Origin of the sequence: Psychrobacillus psychrodurans, from assembly GCF_050209195.1 — a bacterium.
Classification (GTDB): Bacteria; Bacillota; Bacilli; order Bacillales_A; family Planococcaceae; genus Psychrobacillus; species Psychrobacillus psychrodurans.
This window is the reverse complement of record NZ_CP189791.1, coordinates 3327005-3343920: the sequence shown is the minus strand read 5'-3', so window position 1 is coordinate 3343920 and position 16916 is coordinate 3327005. Positions and strand designations below refer to the sequence as shown.

15 protein-coding genes are annotated in these 16916 nt (G+C 35.2%); 11 read left to right on the top strand and 4 right to left on the bottom strand.

The features are described 5' to 3' along the window. Positions 1-14: 14 nt before the first annotated feature. Complete coding sequence (locus ACQCPR_RS16460; protein ID WP_427137570.1) at positions 15-1178, bottom strand: Ger(x)C family spore germination protein; 1164 nt, start codon at positions 1176-1178, stop codon at positions 15-17. After that, the gene (locus tag ACQCPR_RS16455) at positions 1179-2675 is read right to left on the bottom strand and encodes a spore germination protein (protein WP_427137569.1); all 1497 of its coding nucleotides are present in this window, start codon (positions 2673-2675) and stop codon (positions 1179-1181) included. 387 nt (positions 2676-3062) lie between these two features. Between ACQCPR_RS16455 and ACQCPR_RS16450 the strand changes: the two genes are divergently transcribed. The 3 genes from ACQCPR_RS16450 (at position 3063) to ACQCPR_RS16440 (ending at position 4775) form a co-directional block, all read left to right on the top strand. Beyond that, entirely contained in the window at positions 3063-3341 is a 279-nt protein-coding gene (locus ACQCPR_RS16450) for a DUF1292 domain-containing protein (RefSeq protein ID WP_090569188.1), read from the top strand. 75 nt (positions 3342-3416) lie between these two features. Beyond that, on the top strand, positions 3417-3716 hold the full coding sequence (locus ACQCPR_RS16445; RefSeq protein ID WP_090569033.1) for a DUF1292 domain-containing protein: 300 nt from the start codon (positions 3417-3419) through the stop codon (positions 3714-3716). A gap of 342 nt (positions 3717-4058) precedes the next feature. Then, positions 4059-4775, top strand: coding sequence for an EcsC family protein (locus ACQCPR_RS16440; RefSeq protein ID WP_340880441.1), 717 nt, complete (start codon positions 4059-4061; stop codon positions 4773-4775). A gap of 290 nt (positions 4776-5065) precedes the next feature. Here the strand turns inward: ACQCPR_RS16440 and ACQCPR_RS16435 are convergent, their stop codons facing one another. Both ACQCPR_RS16435 and ACQCPR_RS16430 read right to left on the bottom strand, forming a co-directional pair. Continuing rightward, complete coding sequence (locus ACQCPR_RS16435) at positions 5066-5404, bottom strand: hypothetical protein (protein WP_427138962.1); 339 nt, start codon at positions 5402-5404, stop codon at positions 5066-5068. After that, positions 5376-5843 carry a protein kinase domain-containing protein gene (locus ACQCPR_RS16430; protein WP_427137568.1) on the bottom strand — a complete coding sequence of 156 codons (468 nt, stop codon included), beginning with the start codon at positions 5841-5843 and terminating at the stop codon, positions 5376-5378. The genes ACQCPR_RS16435 and ACQCPR_RS16430 overlap by 29 nt, the downstream gene beginning before the upstream one ends. A gap of 128 nt (positions 5844-5971) precedes the next feature. Here ACQCPR_RS16430 and ACQCPR_RS16425 point away from each other — a divergent pair, with 128 nt between their 5' ends. From ACQCPR_RS16425 to ACQCPR_RS16390, 8 genes are all read left to right on the top strand, one after another. Then, positions 5972-8203 (top strand): YcdB/YcdC domain-containing protein, encoded by a 2232-nt coding sequence (locus ACQCPR_RS16425; RefSeq protein ID WP_427137567.1) that lies wholly within the window; start codon positions 5972-5974, stop codon positions 8201-8203. Between the two features lie 254 nt (positions 8204-8457). After that, on the top strand, positions 8458-8940 hold the full coding sequence (locus tag ACQCPR_RS16420) for a PTS glucose transporter subunit IIA (protein WP_340880437.1): 483 nt from the start codon (positions 8458-8460) through the stop codon (positions 8938-8940). Positions 8941-8978: 38 nt separating this feature from the next. Then, positions 8979-9800 carry a PRD domain-containing protein gene (locus ACQCPR_RS16415; protein ID WP_093495983.1) on the top strand — a complete coding sequence of 274 codons (822 nt, stop codon included), beginning with the start codon at positions 8979-8981 and terminating at the stop codon, positions 9798-9800. A gap of 64 nt (positions 9801-9864) precedes the next feature. Next, complete coding sequence (gene nagE / locus ACQCPR_RS16410) at positions 9865-11307, top strand: N-acetylglucosamine-specific PTS transporter subunit IIBC (RefSeq protein WP_269922486.1); 1443 nt, start codon at positions 9865-9867, stop codon at positions 11305-11307. A 322-nt stretch (positions 11308-11629) separates the two neighbouring features. Beyond that, positions 11630-12829 carry an N-acetylglucosamine-6-phosphate deacetylase gene (gene nagA / locus ACQCPR_RS16405; protein ID WP_427137566.1) on the top strand — a complete coding sequence of 400 codons (1200 nt, stop codon included), beginning with the start codon at positions 11630-11632 and terminating at the stop codon, positions 12827-12829. Then, positions 12805-13524, top strand: coding sequence for a sugar isomerase domain-containing protein (locus ACQCPR_RS16400; RefSeq protein WP_427137565.1), 720 nt, complete (start codon positions 12805-12807; stop codon positions 13522-13524). The genes nagA and ACQCPR_RS16400 overlap by 25 nt, the downstream gene beginning before the upstream one ends. Positions 13525-13646: 122 nt before the next feature. Beyond that, positions 13647-14345, top strand: coding sequence for a glucosamine-6-phosphate deaminase (locus ACQCPR_RS16395; protein WP_427137564.1), 699 nt, complete (start codon positions 13647-13649; stop codon positions 14343-14345). 399 nt (positions 14346-14744) lie between these two features. Next, the gene (locus ACQCPR_RS16390; RefSeq protein ID WP_427137563.1) at positions 14745-16769 is read left to right on the top strand and encodes a PAS domain S-box protein; all 2025 of its coding nucleotides are present in this window, start codon (positions 14745-14747) and stop codon (positions 16767-16769) included. The last annotated feature ends 147 nt before the right edge of the window (positions 16770-16916 follow it).

Here is a 16916-nt window from a genome sequence, read left to right as displayed (position 1 = left end):
CAATAACACCTGCTCTACTTATTCTCGATATTTAGGTTTGTAACTCCTGGATTTTTAATTTTTACTTCCACTTGGATGGATACCTTTATATTTTCAAATTGTTCTTCCCAGTTTTCTTTTACATCATCAGTTTCTTTAGGATAGCTTCGATGAAATGCTTCATAAAATTGAAGGACATCAGCTTTTAAATCTTTTTGTATATGATTTATGAATTCTTCTATATCGGCTTTTATTTTCTTAGAAAACTCTTTCTTCAATTGATTCATCACAGTAGGATTATATATGTCAAGAGAAGTGGAATTTTGTAGAATCAATAAATCTGTCTTTACTTTAATTTTTATACTCCATGTTTTATCTTCTAATAATGGGGTTACTTTAGTAGATTTTTTAATCGTTTCTGCAGACACTTTACCATTTTTCCCATCCGGATTAATGTTAATGGGAGTATTTGTCTTCGGAAATAATAGCCATTGACTGCCAATATCTTTTTCCCCGGAGATACTTGAAATCATTTTTCCTTGGTAGATAATAGCGGACCCTTTGACCGCAAAAGAGTCAATTGTATCTGCTGAAGTTTTAACACTGTTAGTATCGCTAATAGGAACGAGGCCAGCTTGAGAATTATTTACAAGCATTTCCTCTATGTCTTTTAATGTAATCGATTTTAAATAACGAGACTTCGGAAGTTTACTAAACAATTCGGCGGTGTTTATACTTACAAACTTATTTACTTCTATTTTAGCTTTGTCTTGGCTAATATAAATTTGAGATTGTTCTCTTGGTTCCGCTGTTCTAACAAGAAAATCTATCTGCTTACCAAGTTCTTTTTTTGCAAGCTCACTTCCAAAGATAAAAATATTTGAGTGACCCCAAAAGATTTCTCTAGGTACTTCAGATTCAAGCTTCATAACAGCATCTGAAAATGTATCTCCAGTCATTGAAATTGAATATGAGTTTTTACTAGAGCCACTTACTTCTCCACTCGCAGCCCCTGAAGGATTAGGTACATATAATAAAAAAGTTACTTCTATTTGTTCATCCTCTATTTGATCAATACCTGTAGCAATTACTATTGCTAAATCGTTGACTTCCATAACGTCCCAACAACCGGAGAGAATAATTGAAGTTAATATAAGAGTAATATATATTTTTAAAGAATTAAGATGTTTTCTGCGCATTTATTTCCCTTCATTTCGTCGATTAGGATTAATGGATGAATAGATACTCGGTCTTTTTTTCATAAATTTAAGAGGTACTCTTATTAATACATCCTTTAACAAAGAAGAATCATTTGGAGCCAAGGGTGCTAAATAAGAAAGACCGAATGATTTTAGTGAACAAAGATGGCTAGTAAATATTAATACTCCTAGCATTAGCCCCACTAGTCCCAACATTCCAGAAAGAAACATTACCGGAAACGGAATCCATCTAAGTACGATACTTAGTGTATACTGAGGTAACAAGAATGAAGAAATACCAGTGATAGCTACAATCATAACCATCGGCGCTGAAACTAGTCCTGCTTGTATCGCTGCTTGTCCAATGACCAAAGTGCCTACTATACTTACCGTTGAACCCATTTGTTTTGGTAAACGAATTCCAGCCTCTCGAAGTACTTCAAATATCACTTGCATGATTAAAGCTTCTAAAAATGCAGGAAAAGGGATTTCCTCTCTACTCTGCGCTATGCGTAGTAAAAGTGTAGTAGGAATCATTTCTTGATGAAAAGTCAAAATAGCTATATAAGCTGATGGTGCCAGTAATGCAACCATTAGAAAAAAGTATCTAAGCCACCTACTAAGTGTTCCGTTTATGAACCTTTCTGTGTAATCTTCAGGGGTTTGCAAAAGGGTAAAGAGTGTGACTGGGACCATTAAAACAAATGGAACACCATCGATAAAAATAGCTACCCTTCCCTCTAAAAGGGCAGCGGCTACCACTTCCGGCCGTTCGCTGTATTGAACTTGTGGAAACGGAGAAGACCAATTATCTTCTAATGCTTCTTCGATAGAAGCATTAGAAAGAACGGCATCAACATTAAGCTTCTTTAACTTTTCTTTTACATCCTCTACAATTTGTAAACTGGCGATACCTTCGATATAAGATATATAAATAGAAGTATGAGAATATGTTCCGATTACCATAGAACTCATTTTTAAAGAAGGAGTTTTTATTTTTCTTCTAACAAGAGACAAGTTTGTACTGACTGACTCAATAAATCCTTCTCTTGACCCAATAATAACAGATTCCGCTTGGGGCTCTTCTATTGATCTTTTTTCATAACTCGTAATACGATAGGAAACTGCCTTATTTTCTATATCATTAAAGAGAATGGCATTTCCATCTGCAATCTCGTCAATAATTTCAAGTGTATTAGACAGAATCTTTGTATTTGTTATATTTGTTACATGAGATATAATCAACGGTAATTCTGGGGACACTATGCTTGTATGTTGTATTGGTCTAACAATATGTTCATGTATCTTTTCTTCGTCACATAGTCCACTTACAAAAATAAGAAGATAAGCAGATTGTTTAGAGAAAAAAGGATGAAAAACTATATCATCACAATTTTTATAGATTTTTTTCAATATTTTTGTTTTCTCTTCAAGTGATGATGGTAGAAATTCATAGGATTTAATAAATTCTTTTAGATGAAGATCTGCTGTTTTCATCAAAACTCCTCTTCCTAAATGTTTATTTAATTATTTCCAAGTTAGCTTGTTATCATTCAACTATGGAAATCTTAGAAAGAATAAAACAAACATTTTGGGGGGGATTTTCAAATCTGCATGTTCCAACTAAAAGACAACATTATTCTATAAGAATTATATTGTGCGTCATTAAGCATATAATTTAAAAGAAGTAGGTTTTTGCTAAAGACGAGCGAATGTGAGATGATTTGGATATACAATGAATCGCGAATAAAACCATTAGTATGTGAAATACTATATGGGCGTAACAGGTTGATAAATTTTGTGTAAATGAAAGCAGTAGTGGGTAAATGAATGATAGAAAGAATATCGTAACAATATGAGGAGGAATTTTGAATGGAAGAAAAAATGGGTAGCATCGAAGTGGGAGAAATCCTAACAGTATTAGATGAAGATGATCGCGAACAAGAAATCGAAGTAATCGGGCTTCTAACAATTGAAGATAAAGAATATGCAGCGGTTGCTTTTGCGGAGGATACTCAAGAAGAAACAGACGAAGACATGGACGTTTTCTTTTTCCAAGTGGTTGAAGGAGAAGACTTAGCGGAAATCGAAACGGATGAGGAATTTGAAAAAGTATCTGCAGCATTTCTTGAGGCTGAAGAAGCGGTAGAAGACGAAGAATAGGGAATTAGAAAGAGAGGAGTATTTCCTCTTTTTTTCAATTCACAAGTAAGGTAGTTTTGGTAGGAGGTATAAGGGATGTTACAGAATGAAGGTAAACTAGATATTGGCAAAACATTTAAGGTGTTAGACGAAAATGATCAAGAACAGGAAATGAAGGTTTTAGGTTATTTGAATATAGAAGACACTGAGTACGTAGCAGTTAGTTTTATAGAGGACATACAAGAAGATTCAGAAGAAGAAATAGGTATTTTCTTTTTCCGAGTAAACGACGACAATAACTTTGTCATGATGGAAAGCGAAGAAGAGTTCGAGCGTGTCTCAGCAGCATATATTAAGCTTGAGAAAAATAACTTTACTAAACAGAAAAAAAGATAATAGCTAATTAAATGAGAACATGGTACCTGATTCAATAGGTATCATGTTTTTTTTACAACTATATCTCGCTGGTTTTAAGAAATAATACAACGTGTTTAATAGAAAGGCTGAATATAAATTATTACTTAGTTACTACATTCTTTGTGATTGTAATGGAAGACGACGACTTCAGTAGATTAGAGCTTGCAATAAGCTCCATTAACACTTCCAAATACCAATTATGCTTCCGCTTTTTTCCACTACTTCTTCAGACGGAGAGACAACCGACCCTCGGACCAATTTAATAACAACTGTAATAAGCTATAATGAATCATAATAGTAATAGATAAGGGGTATGAAAAGATGGATACATATAGATGGAAAGTTGAGGAGGAACTTTTTCTTTGGAAGAGGAAAATGACAAAACGAACTGGACTAATAGGGCGTACATCTAAAAACATACAATCAAAGATTAATGGGATTATCCCTGAAAAGGTCCACCAAGTCATGACCGAAAGCATTAAAACCATGGTAAAAGCAACGCTAGTTGGCTCGAATATAAAGATGAAAAAAAGGCTACCACTAGAGCATAGCCTTCAGGAGCGGGATGACCTATTAAAGGAAAAACTCACTACGTTTAGGAAAACGGCCGTTGTAGAAGGGGCAGGAACGGGGGCGGGAGGTATTTTCCTTGGACTTGCTGACTTTCCACTACTGTTATCCATTAAAATGAAATTTCTATTTGAAGCAGCTGGGGTTTATGGGTTTGATACGGATGAATACGAGGAACGACTTTTCATTTTGCATATATTCCTTTTAGCTTTTTCTAGTGAGGAAAAACGAAAAGAAACGTTGGAAATAATAGAAAACTGGGAGCAGCAAAAGCATTTAATTGGTGAGATGGATTGGAGAGACTTTCAACAGGAATATCGGGATTATATTGATCTTGTGAAAATGTTCCAATTACTACCCGGAATTGGAGCGATGGTAGGTGCTGTTGCTAACTATAATTTGCTTGACCAACTTGGTGAAACAGCCATGAATTCATATAGATTACGTTTATTATCTAAAGATGCATAACAGTGAAATAGCTAAAAAAGTAATTCAGTAAGTTAGTTAGACTTGCTATGATAGACTAAATATAATAATAAGAAAAGAGGGTTTTATGTTTAAGAAAATAATGAAACAAATCAAAAATGCTTCCAGAGGAAGTAGTGAGCGCAAACATGGCCATTATCGTAAAGGGAGCAGCAGCGATCGTCATAGAAACTATTATAAACGAGGAAGTAGCAGCAGTAGTAACCGATTTAAACGTAATCCGTTAGGTGGGAGTAACTACTACAAACGTAAAGGACGCAGTAGTAGCTAAATTAATTTTTAGTGATTTCTAAAAGTGCAGCTTCTACATCTTTTACAATGCATTCAAAGGTGGTATAGGCTTCATCGATTTGTAGTAATTTTTTCAGTAATTTAACAGTTTTCTTTTCTAATGAAAGTTCTTCTGTCCAAGGAAGGGCTTTTTTATTTTTCGAAGAAAAGGTCGTGTATAGTAAATATAGGAGTACTTCGCCTAAATCATAATAGTCCCCTTGTTTCATCTCTAAAAATTTGGAGTCGTTCTGTTCTACCTTTGACAAGCCAAAATCAATAAGGAAAAGTTTACCTTTGTTAGTTAAAATGTTAGAAATTCGTATATCTCCATGGAGAATATACCTTTCGTGTAAGTGATCTATTAAAGAAAGTAAATCTAATATAAATGCTATTGAATGTTTGATTTATTGAGAAGATCAAGTCCTCCATGTTTATACCCTCTATGTAATTCATCGAGTAAAAATAAGAACCATTCACTGAAAAAGCTTCGTAAAACTGTGGCATGTTAGAGTGTTGCAACCTACTAATAATCGAAATTTCGTTTTCAAATAAAGCTACTCCGCTTTTTGTTCGATTTTTGCTCGGTCGCAGTTGTTTCAGGACTTTTATTTCATTTGTTTGTATATCTTTACAATAATAAATAATTCCATAGCTACCAGAACCAATAACATGTGAAATCTGATAAAGATTATTTATAATAGTCCCGCTGTCAAGAGGTCTATCTACAAAAAATTGGTATATTTTTCGAATTGAACGTATGAAAGAAAAATTACTCACCTCCTATTTACTCATTATAATTCAATTGCACTTTAATTGGATTAAATAGTTCCATATCAAATAATTGGCATTTTCTTTCTTCGTCAATCATAGAATTCAAAGACTGCAAAAGAAGGAGAGATTTTTTTATGGGTTTTAAACATGTTGGTATCATATTAGGGGCTTCTGCATTATCATTTGGACTTTTTTCTGCTAACGTAAATGCAACTTCAACTTTGAATGAACAACTGCCTGTACAAATTAAAGCAGCATCAACAGAGAATGTTTTCACAAAAGAAGATTTGATCAAGAAGTTTCGTGGATTGTTTCCGAAGCAATTCGATTTTATAACGAATGCTGATTTTCAAATGAACGGTGGATATTATTACCCTGGTGAAGAGACAATGCGTTATGATCTATACTTTACGAAAACCATCAACGGAAAGCAGTTATATGGAAATGTTTCATTTGTAGGAAAGGATCTACAAATAGAGAATTTTTCTTATCAACCGGCGACTGTAACAGATGCACTCTTTCCAGCTAAAGTTTCCAAAGAGGAAGCACAGAAAATTGCAGGAGATTTTATGAAAAAATATCTTCAGGGTGGGGAATACCAATTAGAAACAGATGCTTATGGATATTATCCGACTCAATTATTAACTGAACCTATCCGATACTCATTCTCTTACACTCGCTTAAAAAACAAAGTTTCTATTGCTGATCAACGAATAGAAGTTTCAGTTTTAGGTAATGGAGAGATAGTTGGTTTTTATAGAAATCTGAACTCTAACAAAGCATCTACCTTTGATGATGTAAAAAAAGCCCAAGCAAAGGATGCCATATTAAAAAAGATAAAAGAAAATCTATACGTAGAAAAACAATATCAGATAGAAACAGATAACCAAACCGGTGAACGCCATGTTCGACTTGTTTATCAGCCGTCACCTAATTTTCTTGGAGTACATGCTTCATCTGGAAAATATCTAACATTAAATGGATACTCAACAGCCTTTCCTAAGAAATCAAATATAGTTATGCTGGCATCAAAACCACTCCCAACAAAGAAAGAGGGAGGGACAACTATGGAAGAGGCAAAAAAAGTAGCTGAACAACTACTAAAAGTCGATTTGAAAGATGTTAAATTGAACATAGAATCAATTAGAGAGATCGATAATTATAATGGACAGGAAGTTATAAGTATTCAATATATGTACAGTTTACCAAATGGTGGTGGTACAGGAGCAAGCCTAGAAATTAATAAACAAACAGGCGAAGTCATCCAGTACCAAAATATGAAGAGTCAAATTTTAGAGCAACTAGGAGAGAAGCCTAGTGAAGTGAAGCCATTGTCGGAGAAACAGGCTCTTGAAAAAGCAATTGCCTATATTAAGAAATGGGTTCCATCTTACCTGCATAACTATGCAAAACCTATGGAAGCAGCATATTTGGATGAAATGCAAGGGGGATATATGTTTAATTTTCCGAGAGTTGCAAACGGAGTGATTGTTTCTGGTGATTATATTAGTGTAGGTGTAACGAAGGATGGTTCGTTAAATAATCTTTATGTAAATTATCAAGAGGTAGAAAACTGGCCATCGCCAGAAAAGGCTATTTCAGAAAAAGAAGCGAAAAATATATTGAATAAGGCCTTAAGTTTAAAACTAAATTATATGAAGACAGACCATAAACAAGATAATAATCATTATGATCTTGTTTACTCACCACTATTTAATGACAAGTCTTTTAGTTCTCTAGATGCTATCACTGGAGAATGGCAAAGTCTTTACGGAGAAAATACATCAACACAAGTTTCACATCCATGGGCAGAAGATGAGTTAAATTATCTTATTAGCACAAATGTGTTAGATATAAAAGATCCAAAAAAGTTTGATGGAGATGCTTCTATTTCAAAAGGAGAAGCTCTAAAGGTAATTATGAAATCACTAACTTATATGTATGATGGCTATTATTATCCTGAGCAGGAGAATCAGAAACAAACATTCGAAAATATAGATGCTGCACATCCATTATATCAATCCGTTGAGCGCGCTGTTGAAATGGGTGTAATAAAACCTGATACGAAGAACTTTGCAATAGATGAATCGATTAGTAAAGAACAGTTAGCGGTTTGGTATATACGGGCATTAGGACTGGAGCAGGCAGCTGAAAATTCTACAATCTATAAACTTCCATTTACAGATGCTGATAAAGTACAAAAGGAACTCCTAGGTTATGTCGCATTAGCTAACTCGACTGCTTTATTAGAGGCAGATGAAGGTACATTCAATCCTAAAAAAGAAGTAACATACGCAGAGTTAGCAGTTTCAACGATTCGACTTGCACATAAAATTTCGGAAAAAGGAAGAACTTTTCTTTATTAAACTGTAGATGTTTTCGATCACATAAATTTAGGTTGCATTCTTGAACCTTTGATGATATTATCGGATTATAAATACACATATTGGTCACATGTTACTGAACTTTCAGGCATGGTGGTAAAACGAGAGAGAATATTATTATTCTTTTCCTTTGCCCCATGTCTTTTTATGTTCTTATAGGCATCTTGAATCAATATATATTAATAAAACGGTTTTTTTACAACTAGAAAATACATCTACACAAAGGAGTTCTACTAATGTTTTCTAAATTTATGAAAAAAAACAAAGTACAAGTATTCGCACCACTAAATGGTCAAGTAGTTCCTTTAGAACAGGTACCAGATCCAGTTTTTAGCCAAAAAATGATGGGCGAGGGAGTAGCTATTATGCCAATCGGAGGAGATGTTGTCGCGCCAATCGATGGTACGGTTGTGCTAATCTCCAAAACAAAGCATGCTATAGGGATTCGTACAAAAGATGATACTGAGCTGCTAATTCACGTCGGATTGGAAACGGTTACATTAAAAGGTGAAGGTTTTAATGTATTTGTAAAAGAAGGAGACGTAGTTTCTGTCGGACAAAAGATTATGGCAGTGGATTGGGATTTTATTAAAGATAAAGTGCCAAGTATTATTACACCAATCGTAATTACTAATAGTACAGATAGATCTGTAGAATATGCTGATGACACAGCAAGTGTTGCGGGTGAAACGTTAGTAATGTCTGTTTCTTCGAAGTAAGTGCAGATGGTAAGTATGTGAAAGGAGGCTGACTTTCCATTAAGATCACAAAGATACTTAATAATAACGCTGTGATTGTTATACAAGATGGAAGAGAAAAAATAGCAATTGGCTCTGGCATAGCTTTTCAAAAGAAACGAAATGATATTATCATTGGTTCCAAAATTGAGAAGATTTTTGTCATGCAAGAAAATGACAAGTTAGTGCAGCTATTAAGCAGAATTCCAGAAGAACATTTTACTATCTCAGAAGAAATAATCACCTACGCTGAAGAATATTTAAACACAAGATTGAATGAGCATATTCATATAGCGTTGACAGACCATATTTCGTTTGCAATTGAACGAGCTAAGGATGGTATTAATCTTAATAACAGATTACTCCATGAGATTCGTGTTTTATATAGATCGGAGTTTGAAATCGGTCTTTGGGCAATCCAGCATATAAATAATACGTGTCAGGTAGAAATGCCTGTTGATGAAGCGGCTTACATAGCGCTTCACATACATACGATGAAAATTCAAGGGGGGGATTTACATCAGACTATAAGACAAACGAATTTAATAAAAGGTATGGTTTTATCGATTAAACAGTACTTGAACATTGAGATGGAGGAAAACGACATTTCCTATCATCGATTAATTACCCATCTGCGTTTTGCATTAACAAGGTTAAATCAGTCTGAGCTTCATATGATGGATGAAGAAATGTTAGTAATGATTCAAAAGAAATTCCCGGTTGGTTATAGTTGTGCAACTCACATAGCAAAAGAACTGAAGGATGAACATGGTATTGAGTTTCCCGAAGAAGAGTTAGGCTATATTGCACTGCATATTGAACGTTTAAGAAAGCAAGTTTAGTAATTTGGCATTATTTTATATTATTATATTTTATTTATGAACAGTAAAAAGGGGGAAAAAGATTATGATGAAATTTTTACAAAGGCTGGGACGTTCTTTAATGCTTCCAGTTGCTGTACTACCTGCAGCTGCTATATTAATGGGTATTGGATACGGGATCGATCATGAAGGTTGGGGATCTGGAAATGTCTTAGCTGCCTTTTTGATAAAAGCTGGCGGATCCATCCTCGACAATATTCCTATTCTATTTGCAGTAGGAGTTGCAATCGGGATGTCCAAAGCAAAGGATGGTGCGTCTGCTTTAAGTGGATTAGTTGCTTTCCTAGTTGTCACAACAATGCTTTCAAGTGGAACAGTTTCATTATTACAAGGAATCGATGTGGAGAACGTTGATCCTGCATTTGGAAAAATTAATAATGCATTTATAGGTATTCTTTCTGGTCTTGTCGCTGCAGTAATGTACAACCGCTTCAGTCACGTAAAATTACCTGACTTCTTAGCATTCTTCAGTGGAAAACGTTTAGTTCCTATCATGTCAGCTGTTGCAATGTTAGTTGCTTCTGCAGCACTATTTTATATTTGGCCAATCGTTTTTGGTGGTTTAGTTAACTTTGGTGAATCAATTAGTAATCTAGGAGCAGTAGGTGCTGGGCTTTATGGATTCTTTAATAGACTTCTAATACCTACAGGATTGCATCATGCACTAAACGCAGTATTTTGGTTTGATACAGTTGGTATTAATGATATTGGTAAGTTCTGGGCAAGTGAAGGTGTTAAGGGTGTAACTGGTATGTATCAGGCTGGATTCTTCCCGATTATGATGTTCGGGTTACCGGCGGCAGCTCTCGCGATGTATCATACAGCTAAAACGAAAAGAAAAAAACAAGCAGCTTCTCTTATGCTTGCAGCTGGCTTTGCAGCCTTCTTTACAGGTGTAACTGAACCGTTAGAATTTGCATTTATGTTCTTAGCTCCTGCCCTTTATGTAGTTCATGCAGCATTAACAGGTTTATCTTTATTCATCGCTGCATCCTTTAACTGGACAGCAGGCTTCGGATTTAGTGCAGGACTTGTCGATTACCTTTTGAGTCTTAGTGTACCTATAGCAAATCAACCACTTATGCTAGTACTTCAAGGGTTAGTATTTGCAGTTATCTATTATTTCTTATTCCGATTCTTAATCGTGAAGTTTAACTTAAAAACTCCTGGTAGAGAAGATGATACAGATGAGACGGATGATACTGTTGAAGTTTCAACTGATGATAAGTTTTCAAATATGGCAGCTAGAATTTATGATGGTCTAGGTGGAGATGCGAATGTTGCTTCTGTAGATCACTGTACAACCCGTTTACGTGTAGAAGTATTAGACATGGATAAGGTCGATCAAAAGAAAATTAAAGACACTGGTGTTCCAGGTATTAATGTAGTGGGACCGAAAAGTATTCAAGTTATTGTAGGAACAAGCGTACAATTTGTTGCTGACGAAATTGATAAAATTCGTAAATAGTTATTAATTGAGTTGATTTCATTTCATTTCATTTATTGGAGAGCAAGGCGCGACTCCAGAGCAAGCTGACCTATGTTTTGGCGAAGAGTAACTGAGGGAGCATATGTTTTCGCAGTAATTAGGAGATTGAAGCCTTGCGCAGAAAGCGTCCGCCTAGAGCGAAAATCAACGTTAATTATATTTGATTGCTACTTACTTTTATTCAAATTGATTTAATTGAAAAAGCCGTTTAATATGGGATTCCACATTAAACGGCTTTTCTTTATCCTTTTAGGTTTTATTAATCTATACTGTTACTAAGCAAACTGCGGAGGTGTTATAAATGAAACAAACCATTCTCATTTCAAATGTAACTATTGTGAATTATGACCAAGAGTGTATTGGAGATCTATTTATCCGAGAGGGTAAAATTGAACAAATAGGACAAGCTTTACAAGTAGAGGCAGATGTCTATATAGATGGAACTTCAAAAAATTGGATAATTATGCCCGGTTTCATCGATATGCATATTCATGGATCAGCTGGTTTTGACATGATGGATGCTACGGAAGAAGCACTTAGGGGGATTTCACGTTCTTTAGTAAAAGAAGGGACTACAAGCTACTTACCGACGACAATTACTCAGGCAGTGGAAGCAATTGAAGTTGCACTCAAGAATGTAAGTACGTTTGTAAATAATGAAGATGAAGCTGAAGTTTTAGGAATCCATGTAGAAGGACCATATATATCTACAAAATGGGCAGGTGCACAGCCGGTAGAGCATATTACAGAACCATCTGTTGAACAATTTCTAAACTGGCAACAACTAAGTGGTAATCGTATTAAACAAGTGACAGTTGCTCCTGAAATATCTGGTGGTTTTGAATTTGTACAGGTTATGAGTAAGGAAGGTATTGTCGTTTCAATTGGACATTCAGATGCCAATTCAGAAGAAGTAGAAAAGGCAGTTCAATTAGGAGCTAAACAGGCTACTCATTTATATAACCAAATGCGTCCGTTCCATCATCGAGAACCAGGTGTAGTCGGATCAGTATTGATGGAAGACCGCATGCAAGTCGAAATTATCGTCGATTATATACATAGTCATACGAGGGCAGTAAATTTTGCATACCGTTTAAAAGGTGCAGAAGAAATAATATTAATAACTGATGCTATGCGTGCAAAAGGATTAGAGTATGGGGATTATGATCTTGGTGGACAAACTGTTCATGTCACAGAAAAGGGTGCTCATCTTTCTAGTGGTGCTTTAGCGGGAAGTATACTTACAATGGATCAGGCCGTTCGGAATATGAAACTGTCGACGAATTGTTCATTGAAGGAACTTGTTTCAATGTCCTCTACAAATGCTGCGAAACAATTAGGCTTATCCCACAAAGGATATATTGGTGAAGGCTATGATGCGGATTTAGTTATATTAGATATGGAATTGAATGTACAAAAAACAATCTGTCGTGGAAATATTGTATTTGAAAATTATATGAAAATGGAGGTGATCATTTGCAGTCCTATTGGAAAGAAATAAATATTTTACTGGAGAAGGTTGCACAACAAGAAAATGAGAATATAGAGAATGCTTCAAAACTGATTGCTGAGCGAATTAAAAAGGGCGGAATACTTCAATTATTTGGTTGTGGACATTCTCATCTTTTGGCCCAGGAAGCATATTACCGTGCAGGTGGGCTAGTACCTGTTGCTCCCATTAATATAGAGCCTTTAATGCTACATAAAGGTGCACTGACTTCTTCAAGTAACGAGAAAGATCCTACGCTCATCGGACAATATAAGGATCAAGTAAGCTTTGAACCGAATGACATTCTAATTGTTATTTCTACTTCTGGTCGCAATCCAGCACCAATAGATATGGCTTTCTTAGGGAAGGAAGCTGGAATTTTGGTCATCTCACTTCAATCTTTATCTTACAGAGACCAGGAAGGCCGACATGCGAGTGGTCAAAGACTAGAGGAAGTAGTAGATATCGTATTAAATACATATGTTCCTGTCGGTGACGGACTATTAAGTAATAAGGGACTGCAATACGGACCGGCTTCGACGGTTGTTGGTGCTGCACTTCTTAATGCACTCATATGCCAAGTTATCGAGGAGATAAGTAAAGAGTCTGAAGAATTACCTGTTTTTAAAAGCGCAAATTTATCAGATAGCCAGTTTCATAATGAAACCATGTTGAAGAAATACAGAAATAGAATAGATTTTACCTAGAGTAATCATTAGTGCCAGTGACTTCACTACTTGAAGCAAATGGAGAAATTAAATAAAATGATTTTTCATTAACTGTAAGTAAATAGTGCGTAATTGCAATTTAGGAAAAAGGTGGTTTAAATATGACATTAAATTTAGAAGTATGGGAAGATAAGGATGATTTATATAGTCGTGCAGAAGAATTATTTTCAGCGCAATTAAAGAATGGTGCAACTACATTTGGATTAGCAACGGGTGGTACCATGATTCCGCTATATGAAAAACTACGAAATAGTTCGTTGGATTTTTCTCATTGTAAGAGTGTGAACTTGGATGAGTACGTGGGAATTCCACAAGGGCATCCCGAAAGCTATTATACGTTTATGCAGAATCATCTCTTCGAATCAAAACCATTCAAAGCTACATATATTCCAGATGGTGTAGCAGAAGATGTACATGCCGAAGCATTACGATATGAAGACTTATTGAAATCACTAACAGTGGATATGCAATTACTAGGTGTTGGTGTGAATGGTCATATAGGTTTCAATGAACCAGGAACGTCGTTTCATAGTGAGACAGATGTTGTCGAATTAACAGTTTCCACAAGATCTGCAAACGCAAGATTTTTTGATACAATCAATGAGGTTCCTAAGCAAGCCATTACAATGGGCATTGCCTCAATAATGAGAGCAAAATGCATTCTTTTAATAGCAGTTGGAGAAGAAAAAAGAACGGCCATAAAAGCGTTGTTAAGGGGAGATATAACGGAAGATATTCCAGTTACAAGACTTTGCAATCACCCCAATGTTATCGTTTTAACTGATTTGAAGATGAATTGAAGTTTAGTGGAGTAATTACCTTAATGGTGATTACTTTTTTTCGTTCAGATAACTTGTTGATTAGGTATTTAGTTTTAGGGTAAATTATATCAAATAGCTATTAATAATGATGAAATAACTACACTACACTTAAGTAAACAGTGATCTAACTATCGTTTAGTTAAGTGGAGTTTTTCTTCAGAATCTATAGATAATGTGTGCAAGAAAAGTATAAGAGAAAAAGAATCCCACTACTTCCCCTCGAAGGAACCTTCAAGTCGGAAGTCTTCTACCAAATATTTCCCTAAAACCTATCCTTTTTATGGTCCGATTGACTGATTCATTTTTGGAAGAAATAAAATAAAATTTACTTAAAATTAGTACGGAAAGTTCAAATAGTAGTATGGAAGGAAAATCTATATGGAAAGATTATTTAATAGTATTTCAATTGATATGTATCGATTTTTAATAAGCAATAATCCTGATGCTATTTTCTTGTTAGATGAAAGTGGCCACGTGTTGGATATTAATAAAGCAGGCACTAATATATTCGGGTACACTAATGCAGAACGATCAGAGTTACATTATCAGAATATCTTAGTTCCAAGTAGGGATTATAATGTGAAACGATTATTCGTAAAAACCTTACTTGGTGAATCCTGTGCTTATGAAGCAGACGCCTATCGAAGGAACGGGGATATTCTTCATTTACAAGTGAAAAATATTCCGATGTTAGACAATGGAGAAATTTTTGCTGTGATGATAATAGCGAAAGATGTAACTGAACTAGTTCAAACTAAAGCAACCCTGCTAGAAACTGCAGAGAGGCTGCATTCATTACTACATTCCTCTGCGGATGCGATTGATTTAATTGATACAAACGGGAATGTTTTGACAGTTAATCCGGCATTTGAAGAAATGTACGGTTGGAAAGTCGATGAACTGGTTGGCAAGCCATTGCCGACGATTCCAAAGGAGAGAATGGATACGGTAAATAAACAACGTGAGGAACTGAAAAATGGTCACCATATAAAAGGGCTGGAAGCAACCTGTTTAAAGAAAGATGGATCACCTATAGAAGTAAGTTTCACCTTATCCCCTTTGAATGACCAAAATGGTAATGTGGTTGCATTTTCTGGGATATCTAGAGACATTACTGAGAGAAAGAAAATGGAAGTAGCCCTTAGAAATAGCAAAGATAGGTACAAATCTTTACTAAATGCATCACCGGAACCCATTTATGTTTTAAGTTACGGAGTCATACGCTACATTAATCTTGCAGCAGTAGAAATGTTCGGATTTAAAAGGCCAGAGCAAATGCTAGGGAGACATGTGCTAGATTTTGTTCATCCTGATTCATGGGAAGTAGTCCAAAGTAAAATTCGACGTATTACAGTAGAGGGGAATTTCCCAAAAGAAATTGTAGAGCAAAAAATGTTACGTGCAGATCGTTCGACGTTCCTAACAGAAACAACTTCTGTAGGTATTGAGTATGAAGATGAGTCAGCAGTTCAAGTGATTTTACGAGACATTACAGAAAAAAAGGTTCTTTTAGAGAACTTAGTTCATAATGAAGAAAAGTACCGATTAATCGCAGAAAATATGACGGATTTAGTTTCGGTAATTGATGAAAATGGGCAGACGAACTATGTATCTCCTTCTTACTTTACTGTATTAGGAATACCTTTAAATAAATTGGAAGGGGTTTCTGCAAAGGATTTTGTGCATCCAGAAGACTTACCAAATGTTACGAAGGTGTTTAAACAAATTATGAGCACAAAAGGTTCCGCCAATTTGGATTTTAGACTTAAGCATACGACTAAGACTTGGTTATGGGTAGAGTCAAAAGCAACCTTCTTTATCGATGAACAATATGGAAAACCTTTTCTGTTAATCGTTTCTCGTGATGTGGAAGAAAAGAAGCAATTGAGAGAAGAACTAAAATTAATGGCTTTCCACGATAGTTTAACTGGATTGCCAAACCGAAGATTATTCGAAGAAAAAATGCAACAATCATTAAAAGAAGCGAAGCGCCAACAACGAAAATGTGCTTTACTCTATATGGATATCGATAAGTTTAAATGGGTAAATGACAATCTTGGTCATTCAATCGGGGATGAATTATTGAAATTATTTGCACATAGGGTGAGTAAATGCATTCGTGACAGAGACATATTAGCACGTCAAGGTGGAGATGAGTTCACCATTTTATTGTCTGATATCGAACATGAGGAAGATGCCCGTGCTTGTGCAGAGCGTATTCTAGAAAGCTTGCAGCAAGTTTGGGAAATCGGTGAACATAACTTTAAAACAACCTCAAGTATCGGTATTGCCTTCTTTCCACAAGACGGCGACAATATAAATAATTTATTCACTAATGCAGACTATGCATTGTATGAAGCAAAAAAGAGTGGACGTAATACTTATAGATTTTTTTCTCACTAACAATACGAAAAATTATAAATTTTGAAGGGTAAATGGTACTTAGCAAGGTAGAGTTTTAAATAATCAAACTTTTATATTAAATTTAGAGGCTGGTACAGCACCCCAAAACAGCATTTTTCTCTGTGAGAAAAATGCTGTTTTTTTTGC